The 8,971-nt window shown below is 66.8% G+C and carries 10 protein-coding genes and 1 pseudogene; 6 read left to right on the forward strand and 5 right to left on the reverse strand.

Annotated elements, in window-relative coordinates:
• The 5 genes and pseudogenes from QN358_RS18090 to QN358_RS18110 all read left to right on the forward strand — a co-directional run.
• Nucleotides 1-187: pseudogene (locus QN358_RS18090) on the forward strand (metal ABC transporter permease); the annotation flags it as partial.
• A 202-nt stretch (nucleotides 188-389) separates the two neighbouring features.
• Entirely contained in the window at nucleotides 390-1,292 is a 903-nt protein-coding gene (locus QN358_RS18095) for a carbohydrate ABC transporter permease (protein ID WP_136643572.1), read from the forward strand.
• Entirely contained in the window at nucleotides 1,289-2,113 is an 825-nt protein-coding gene (locus QN358_RS18100) for a carbohydrate ABC transporter permease (protein WP_136643573.1), read from the forward strand. The genes QN358_RS18095 and QN358_RS18100 overlap by 4 nt, the downstream gene beginning before the upstream one ends.
• Nucleotides 2,114-2,168: 55 nt before the next feature.
• Nucleotides 2,169-3,539, forward strand: a complete 1,371-nt coding sequence (locus tag QN358_RS18105) for an ABC transporter substrate-binding protein (protein ID WP_136643574.1) — start codon at nucleotides 2,169-2,171, stop codon at nucleotides 3,537-3,539.
• Nucleotides 3,536-4,321 carry a glycerophosphodiester phosphodiesterase gene (locus QN358_RS18110; protein ID WP_323513189.1) on the forward strand — a complete coding sequence of 262 codons (786 nt, stop codon included), beginning with the start codon at nucleotides 3,536-3,538 and terminating at the stop codon, nucleotides 4,319-4,321. Before QN358_RS18105 ends, QN358_RS18110 begins: the two co-directional genes overlap by 4 nt.
• Nucleotides 4,322-4,351: 30 nt before the next feature.
• On the opposite strand, the gene QN358_RS18115 is transcribed toward QN358_RS18110, so the two are convergent.
• The 4 genes from QN358_RS18115 to QN358_RS18130 all read right to left on the reverse strand — a co-directional run bounded on the left by QN358_RS18115 (nucleotide 4,352) and on the right by QN358_RS18130 (nucleotide 7,116).
• A complete protein-coding gene (locus QN358_RS18115; RefSeq protein ID WP_237280537.1) occupies nucleotides 4,352-5,023 on the reverse strand; it encodes a nucleoside/nucleotide kinase family protein in 672 nt (223 codons plus the stop codon).
• Nucleotides 5,024-5,029: 6 nt separating this feature from the next.
• On the reverse strand, nucleotides 5,030-5,698 hold the full coding sequence (locus QN358_RS18120; RefSeq protein WP_136643576.1) for an FMN-dependent NADH-azoreductase: 669 nt from the start codon (nucleotides 5,696-5,698) through the stop codon (nucleotides 5,030-5,032).
• Between the two features lie 54 nt (nucleotides 5,699-5,752).
• Entirely contained in the window at nucleotides 5,753-6,541 is a 789-nt protein-coding gene (locus tag QN358_RS18125) for a VOC family protein (protein WP_136643577.1), read from the reverse strand.
• Between the two features lie 95 nt (nucleotides 6,542-6,636).
• On the reverse strand, nucleotides 6,637-7,116 hold the full coding sequence (locus tag QN358_RS18130) for an Lrp/AsnC family transcriptional regulator (RefSeq protein ID WP_323513190.1): 480 nt from the start codon (nucleotides 7,114-7,116) through the stop codon (nucleotides 6,637-6,639).
• Between the two features lie 139 nt (nucleotides 7,117-7,255).
• On the opposite strand from QN358_RS18130, the gene ald reads away from it, so the two are divergent.
• The gene (ald, locus tag QN358_RS18135) at nucleotides 7,256-8,377 is read left to right on the forward strand and encodes an alanine dehydrogenase (protein ID WP_323513191.1); all 1,122 of its coding nucleotides are present in this window, start codon (nucleotides 7,256-7,258) and stop codon (nucleotides 8,375-8,377) included.
• A 20-nt stretch (nucleotides 8,378-8,397) separates the two neighbouring features.
• Here ald and QN358_RS18140 read toward each other — a convergent pair.
• The coding region (locus tag QN358_RS18140) for a TetR/AcrR family transcriptional regulator (RefSeq protein ID WP_323513192.1) at nucleotides 8,398-8,971 on the reverse strand (574 nt) is incomplete at its 5' end.

Here is an 8,971-nt window from a genome sequence, read left to right on the forward strand (position 1 = left end):
GTTGCTGAACTACTCGGCGATGGCCGGCATCATCGGCGGCGGAGGCATCGGCGACATCGCGTTTCGCTACGGTTACCAGCGTTTCGACACGGCGTATCTCATCACGACCATCGTGTTGCTCGTGGTCATCGTGCAGCTCATCCAGTCGATCGGCAGCGCGGTCGCCCGCCGGCTCAGCCACCGCTGAGCGCCGCAGAGTATCACCCCCGAACGGGGAGATCTCGCTGTTCGGGTGACCGGGGGCTGACCTTCCCGTGAAGTCTTCCGCCCGCCGGTGAACAGTGGGTTTCGGGAGCCCGACGTGACTTCCGACGACGAGTTTTTCGCCGTTTTCCGACCATTTCAGCACCTACCATCGCTAACGAAATCAACAGCGAAGGTGGTTCGAAATGACGTCGACAGCGACGCGCCGGCGGGGCAGAATGGCCCGCAACTGGCTGATGTTCGCGGCCCTGGCCGGCCCGAACATCCTGCTGCTCATCGCGTTCACCTACAAGCCGCTGCTGCAGTCGTTCTACTATTCGACCCTGCAGTGGAACATCGGTTCGTCGCGCGCCATCTCGGTCGGCCTCCGTAACTACACCGACTGGCTGACCGACTCCCAGACCCCGCACGTGGTGGGCGTGACCGTGGTCTTCACCCTCGCCACGGTGGGCGGCGGAATGGTGCTCGGCCTCTCGCTCGCCGTGCTTCTGAACCGTCGCCTGAAGCTCATCGGCCCGGCCCGCACCATCGTCGTGGCGCCCTACGTGCTCTCGGGCGTGGCCGTGGGGTTGCTCTGGTTGTTCGTCTTCGACCCCAACTTCGGCATCGTGGCCGCTGTGCTCGGCTTCGTTGGTCTGCCCTCGCCGGCCTGGTACAACGATCCGCAGTGGGCTCTCGTCATGGTCATCATCGTGCAGCTCTGGAAGAACGTGGGCTACATCGCCCTTATCTACCTGGCTGGCCTGCAGGCGATTCCGAAAGACCTGCTCGAGGCCGCGTCGCTCGACGGTGCGGGCCCGGTGCGCACGTTCCGCCGGGTGATTCTGCCGCTGCTCGGCCCCACCACGTTCTTCTTGAGCGTGACCACTCTGCTCAGCTCGCTGCAGAGCTTCGACATCATTCAGGCGATGACCAAGGGCGGCCCGCTCGAGGGCACCACCACGATGATGTACGAGATCTACCGCGAGGGCTTCGTCGCCGGTCGCGCCGGGTACTCGTCTGCCGTGGCCACCATTCTCTTCGTCGTGCTGCTGATCGTCACGCTCGTTCAGATGCGCTTCGTCGAACGAAAGGTTCACTACGCATGACCCGTTTTCGCCTGCCCATCGGCGGCTACATCGCACTGGCCATCGCCGTCGCCGTGATGGTCTTGCCTCTGCTCTGGATGCTGCTGGCCAGCTTCAAGGGCCAAGACGAGATCTACTCCCTGCCCATCCAGTGGCTGCCCTCGTCGTTCGGCGGGGCCAACTACCAGGCCGCTGCCGACGCCGTTCCGTTCGGAAGCTTCTTTCTGAACTCCCTCATCACGACGGTGTTCGGTGCCGGAATCAAGATCGTGCTCGGGCTGATGACCGCGTACGCTCTCGTCTTCGTCGAAGTACCGTTTCGCAAGTTCTTCTTCGGTCTGGTGATCTTCGCGCTGCTGGTTCCGCAGCAGATCGTCATCATTCCCAACTACACGCTCGTGGCGAGCCTCGGCTGGCTGAACACCTACCAGGGCATCATCGTGCCGGGGCTGGCGAGCGCGTTCGGTACCTTCCTCTTTCGCCAACACTTTCTCTCGCTGCCCATCTCCGTGCTCGAGGCCGCCGCGCTCGACGGCGCCGGGCACTGGCGTCGCCTCTGGGCTTTCGTCGTGCCCATGTCGACGCCCACGATCGCGGCCGTCGCGCTGGTCTCGGTGGTCACCGAGTGGAACGAGTACCTCTGGCCGCTGCTGGTCATCGATCGCCCCAACATGATGACGCTGCCCATCGGGCTCACCCTGCTGCAGAACACCGACGGCGTCACGAACTGGGGCGTTCTGATGGCGGGCACCGTGCTCGTCACGCTGCCGATCCTCATCGTGTTCTTCGTCATGCAGAAGAAGATCGTGGCCGGCCTCACCGCCGGCGCGGTCACCGGATGACCTCTAGCCGTTTCGACCCTCGCCCCATCGCTCACCCCCACAGAAAGATGCTGCAATGAATCCGCGTTCGACCGTCTTCTCCTCCACTCTCACCCGCCGAAACCTGCTCACCCTCTCCGCCGCGCTCGGCGGCACTGCACTGCTCGCCGCGTGTGCGGGCCCGTCGGTCGGCGATGCCGGCCAGGCCGCCGCATCCACCGCCCCCGCGCAAGACTGGACGGGCATCAAGCCCGCCTCCTCGATCACCTGGTGGACCAACCACCCGGGTGCCTCGATGGCCACCGAGCAGGCCATGATCAACGGCTTTCAGGCAGCGAACCCCGGCATCACGGTGAACATGGTCACAGCCGGTGCGAACTACGACGAGATTGCCCAGAAGTTTCAGGCCGCGGCCGGCACCGACAGTGTTCCCGACCTCGTGGGTGCGAGTGATGTGTGGTGGTTCCGCTACATGATCAACCAGCAGATCATTCCGCTCGACGGGCTGGCCTCACACCTGAACGCGAACACCGCCGACTTCAATACCACCCTCTACGACGACTACAAATACGCCGACAGCCACTGGGCCATGCCATACGCGCGCTCGACGCCGCTCTTCTACTACAACAAGACGCTCTGGAGTGCGGCTGGCCTGCCCGACCGCGCACCCGCCACCTGGGACGAGTTCGACCAGTGGGCACCAAAGCTCAGTGCCGTCATGAACGGCGCGGCACCGCTCGGAATCGGCAAGGGCACGTCGTGGGCCGCCTGGTGGTTCTGCAACATCATGTGGGGCAAGGGCGGCGCGTACTCGAGCGACTGGAGCATGAAGCTCGACCAGCCCGAGACCCTCGAGGCGGGTAACTACCTGCGCCGCATCATCAACGACGACAAGAGCGCCGCCGTCTCGGCCACCGATTCGACGGCCGACTTCGGGGCGGGCCTCAGCGCCTGCACCGTTGCGTCGACGGGGTCGCTCACGGGCATCCTCGCGTCGGCCAAGTTCGAGGTGGGAACCGGCTTTCTGCCGGCCGGGCCGAAGGGCGCCTTCACGCCTACGGGTGGCACGGGCATGGCGATCGCCTCATCGAAGTCGCCCGAGCAGCAGTTGGCCGCCGGCATGTTTCTGAAATACTTGACCGACGCCGAGCAGACGGCCACGTTCTCGGCGGCGACCGGGTACATGCCCGTGCGCACCTCGGCAATGGATGGGGCCACGATGACGGCGATCTACGCGAAGAAGCCGCAGTTCCGCACGGCTGTCGACCAGTTGAAGAACGCGCGCTCGCAAGACTGGGCGCGCTCGTTCGTGCCGTCGGGCGACAAGTACCTCACCACTGCGCTAGAGCAGATCATGCTGCAGAACTCGAAGGCCGAAGACGTGTTTCCGAAGGCCTCGGCCGACATCTCGACCTCATACGACCAGAACGTGAAGCCCTACCTGTGATCGCGACCCGCGTCATCGCGCACCGGGGCGACTCGTCTGAGGCGCCAGAGAACACCGTGCCTTCGTTCGACGCGGCGCTCCAAGCGGGCGCCGACGCCATCGAGGTCGACCTGCAGCTGACCGCCGACGGTGTGGTGGTCGTCATCCACGACGACCTCCTCGATCGAACCACCGATTCGGTCGGGGCGGTCGGCGAGCTGGATGCCCGTGCGGTGCTTGCCGCCGACGCAGGTTCGTGGTTCGCCCCCGCTTTCGCGGGTACCCGCGTGCCCACCCTCGACGCGCTCATCGAGTGGGCCGTCGGCGCTCCCGGCATGGGCTGGCTGCTCGAATTCAAGGGGCCGTGGAGCGAGCTCTCCGTCGCACCCGTTCTCGCCCAGCTGCGCGCCTCGGGTGTCGCCGGTCGTGCGGTGGTGCAGAGCTTCGACCTCGGCACCGTGCGCGCGCTGCGTGCCGCCGGCCCCGACTTTCGGGTCGAGGCGCTGGTGTTCGAGCTGCCCGCTGCCGACGGTGTCGATGGTGTCGATGGTGTCGATGCGCGCATCGAGCGGCTCGTGGAGGTGCTGCGCGAGGTGGGTGCCGAGGGCTGCAACCCCTACGGAGTACTGCTGGCCGAGCATCCACAGCTCGCCGACGCACTGCACTCAGCCGGGTTCACGGTCACCCCGTGGACTCTCGACGAGCCCGAGCACTGGGTCCGCGCGGTGGAGGCGGGGGTCGACGCGATCATCACCAACCGGCCCGGGGTGCTGCGGGCGTGGCTCGAGGCGAAGCCCGCCTGAGCCCCGACTCAGACAGTGATCTGGCGCTGATCAGACGATGATCAGCCGGCGGTCGGCGCGGGGGGCGCTGGCCGCCACGAGGGTTGCGTTCTGCTCGTCGGGCCCGAGGGCCCAGCTGCGGGCATCCTCGGCCGACGTGCCGAACGACTCGTGGCGGCGAATCAGGCGCTCGCGCCGCACGATCTCGGGCGCCTCAATGAACCACACCTCGTCGATGAACGCGCGAGCCGCCGGCCAGGCCCCGCTCTCGAGCAGTAGGTAGTTGCCTTCGGTGACGATCAGCGGCACCTCGGGCAGCACTGCCAGCGCCGAGCCGATCGACTCGTCGAGCCCACGGTCGAAGCGCGGCGCATAGACCACCGCGTCGTCGCCGGGCGTGCTCTGGCTCCGGATGCGCTGCAGCAGTGCCGCGTACCCGGCAGCGTCGAACGTGTCGGGCGCTCCCTTTCGCGCCCGACGCCCGAGGGTGGCCAGTACGTCGTTGGCGAGGTGAAAGCCGTCCATCGGAACCAGCGCGGCCAGACCCGACCCCAGCGACTCGACCACGTGTTCGGCCGCCGTCGACTTGCCCGCACCCGGCGCTCCGGCGAACCCGAGGATGCACCGACGGCCGCTCTCGGCCAGCCGGCGCGCATCGGCGACCACCTGCTCGAGGGTCACCCGCTCGGCCGCGACCTCGGCTGGCGCGATCTCGTTCGCCACGACCGGCTAGTTGTCGGTGTTGTTGCTGGTGCTGCGGCCGAGTCGCGACCCTGCTTCGGCGGCGGCGCTCGAGGCTTCGGCGAACTCCCGCTCGCTGCGTTCGAGCTGCGGGGCAAGAGCCTCGACAGCGTCGGCGAGCGTCAGACTCGTCGTGATGACCGTGATCTCCATGCCGAGGGCCGTGCCGAGAATGAGTTTCAGCGCCGGCACCTCGTGATCCCAGTCGGCGGTCGGCGTGCCGGCATCGTACGATGCACCGCGGCTCGTCAGCAGCACCGCCGGGCGCCCGGCCATCGGCTGAGTGGGTACATCGAACGGAGCAGTGACGGCCGGTACGTGGATGTAGTCGATCCACGCCTTCAGGCTCGACGGCACCGAGTAGTTGTAGAGCGGAGCCCCCACGAGCAGCACGTCGGCCGCCGTGAGTTCGCCGATCAGCTCGGCCTGCAGTGCTTCGGCCTCGGCAGAGGGGTTCGCGTAGGCCGGTCGCAGCCTCGGCGGCCAGTGCAGCGCAGCATCGGGCAGGTGCGGTAGCGGGTCGAGGTGCAGATCGCGGTGCACCACCGTGTTGGCCGTATCGGCCGCCAGCCACGCCTCCACGAATGTTCGGCCGAGGGCCCGGGAGCGTGACCGTTCAACGTCGGCCGATGAGTCGAGGTGCAGCAACTGTGCCATGCCCTCACGCTATACCTCCCGGCCGATCGGCGCGCCTCGCGGCGCCCGGCCGCGCTATCGAGCGGGCGTCATCACGAAGAACAGCGCACCCTGCGGGTCGGTCAGCCCGGCCACGCGCCCCACCCCGCCCACATCGAACGCCGGTGCCATCACGCCGGCACCCAGGTCGACCGCCCGTGCGAGCGCCGAATCGACGTCGGCGACCTCGAAATACAGCACCCACGCGTTCGGCAGCTCGGCGTCGAACTTCGCCATCACCCCCGCACTGCTGGTGCCGGCCACGAAGAGTTCGGTGTAGTCACCTGCCCCCTCCACCTCGGTGGGCTTCGCTTCGACTCCGAGTACAGACTCATAGAAGGGAGCTGCTGATGCGGAGTCGGGCACCCACAACTCGTTCCATACGATGGCACCCGGTTCGGCAACGATGCCCGACCCGATGTGCCCTGTCTCCTGCCACAGCCCGAACCGGGCCCCGAGCGGGTCGACCGCCATCGCCATGCGCCCCGACCCCGGAATCTCATCGACGGGGTAGAGCAGCGTTCCGCCTCCGTCACTCACCCGGGCCGCGGCGGCATCGGCATCGCTCACCGCGAAGTAGGTGTTCCAGGCCGGCCGGATGCCCGACCCCGCCTGCTCGTCGGCCAGCTGCATCAGCCCCGCCACGTTCCTGCCGTTCACCGTGGACATGTAGTACATCGCCGAGCTGTCGCCCATCGGCATCGGGTACCCGTCGAACCCCCAACCGAAGAGACCACCGTAGAACGCACGGGCCCCTTCGGAATCGGTCGTCATGAGATCGGCCCAGCAGGGCGCACCCTCCGGGTAGTCGCGCACGATCGGCATCGTGAACCTCCTTGTTCACACACAGCAAAGTGAACAGTGTCTACATATGCATAGCGCTCGTCATCTGCACGGCGCTCGTCGGCCGTGGGTCGGCGTCAGTTCACGACGTGCTCGAACACGATGCTCGTGCGCGTGGCCGCCACCGACGGGTGCGCCGACAGGTTCGACACCACGAATTCCCGCAGGTGATCGCTGTCGCGCGTGGCCACGTGGATGACGAAGTCTTCTGACCCGCCGAGAAAGAACAGCTGCACCACCTCGGTGAGCCCGCGAATCTCATCGCCGAACAGCGCGATGCTGTGCCGGGCACCCGACTTGATGCTCACACTGATGAGCGCCTGCAGGCTCAGCCCCAGCGCGGCGGGCGACGTGTGGGCGCTGTACCCCGTGATGACCCCGCGCTGCTCGAGCGCCCGTACCCGTGTGATGCACGTCGACTGCGCGATGCCCACGAGCTCGGCGAGCCTGCTGTTGGGCATGCGGGCGTTCTCTCTGAGCAACTCGACGATGCGCGCGTCGACCTCGTCGAGCGGGTCGACGGGCCCTTGAGCCCGCACATTCTTCGAAGCAACCATGGCAAAAGCCCCTCTCGGCCGCAGAATCTCACCTGTATCGCCCAGTCTCACGCAATTGCCTCGGAGTTTACCTGCATGAAACGAGCATTCCGCAGAATTGGTGCACGGCAGGCAGTGTTGCGAGCAGACGGAGACGAAGATGCGAGTTGGAATACCCACCGAGGTCAAGAACAACGAAGAGCGCGTCGCCATCACTCCGGCCGGTGTGCACGAGCTGGTGCGGCGCGGCCACGACGTCGTGGTGCAGTCGGGTGCCGGCGTCGGTTCGCGCATCAGCGATGACGACTACCGGGTTGCCGGGGCATCCATTCTGCCCACCGCAGACGAGGTCTGGATGAGCGCTGACCTGCTGCTCAAGGTCAAAGAGCCCGTCGCGAGCGAGTACGGGCGGTTGCGCCGGGGCCAGGTGCTCTTCACCTACCTGCACCTTGCCGCGTCGCGCGCCTGCACCGATGCGCTCGTCGCCTCCGGCACCACGGCCATCGCCTACGAGACCGTTCAGCTCGACAACCGGAGCCTTCCGTTGCTGTCGCCTATGAGCGAGGTGGCCGGGCGGCTCTCGGTTCAGGTGGGCGCGTACCACCTGATGAGCGCGGCCGGCGGTCGCGGCGTACTGCTCGGCGGTGTGCCGGGAACACGCAAGGCGAAGGTGGTCGTCATCGGTGGGGGAGTGGCGGGCGAGCACGCGGCAGCGAACGCGCTCGGCATGGGCGCCGATGTCACGGTGATCGACCTCTCGTTGCCGAGGCTGCGCGCGCTCGAAGCCCAGTTCGACGGGCGCATTCAGACCCGGGCATCGAGTGCCTACGAAATCGCGGCGCAGGTGCGCGAGGCCGACCTTGTCATCGGCTCCGTACTCATCCCCGGGGCGCAGGCGCCGAAGCTCGTCACCGATGCGATGGTGGCCGCCATGAAACCGGGTTCGGTGCTCGTCGACATTGCTATCGACCAGGGCGGCTGTTTCGAGGGCTCGCACCCCACCACGCACGACGACCCCATCTTCGCGGTGCACAACAGTGTCTACTACTGCGTAGCGAACATGCCGGGGGCGGTGCCCGAGACCTCGACCACGGCCCTCACCAACGCAACGCTGCCCTACGTTCTCACGCTTGCCGACCGGGGCTGGAAGGCCGCCATCGAGGCAGACCCTGCTCTTGCCCGCGGCCTCAATGTGCACGACGGTTCGGTGACGAACGCGCTCGTGGCGTCGGCACTCGGGCTGCCGTTCGTCTCGCCCGCGGTGGCCGCAGCTCTCGTCTGACGGCGTGGACTTACCTTTGGTCAGGCAACCAGCGGAAACCATTCGGGCAGAAGCTGTCGGTATGCGCCCAGAAACGCATCGACATCGTGGGGCTGGGGCGACCGCAGCCACGCGGTGATCGCCCCCACCGAGCCGTCGGCGATCATTCGGGTGGCCATCTGTGACAGCAGCCCGTCATCACGGGGGTTCGGCTGCGCCCCGGGTGCGCTGTTTTCGTAGTGATCGGCAATGACAATGGTGTGCTGCTCGAGCAGCAGGCGAATGGATGCTTCGAAATGCGCCGTCAGCATGGGGTGCAGACTCGCGCTGCCGCTGGTCTCACTGAGTCCCAGCAGGTACACGGCCGAATGCTCCTCGACGTGCAGCAGAACGGCTCGCGTGACCGCGGCGATGGCCGCACCGGCGTGCTGCGGGTCGGCACCCGACAGGTGCAGCTCGCGAAGCGCGTCGAGCTGTTCCCTCAATACAGCTTCGAGCAGGGCGGTGGGCGAGGCGGCGTGGTCGTAGAACGTACTGCGGTTCACTCCGGCGTACGATGCGACCTCTGACGCCAGCACCTCATTGGCCGGCCGGGCGGAGGCCAGATCGAGAATC

Source organism: Subtercola sp. RTI3 (assembly GCF_035018625.1).
GTDB lineage: Bacteria > Actinomycetota > Actinomycetes > Actinomycetales > Microbacteriaceae > Subtercola > Subtercola vilae.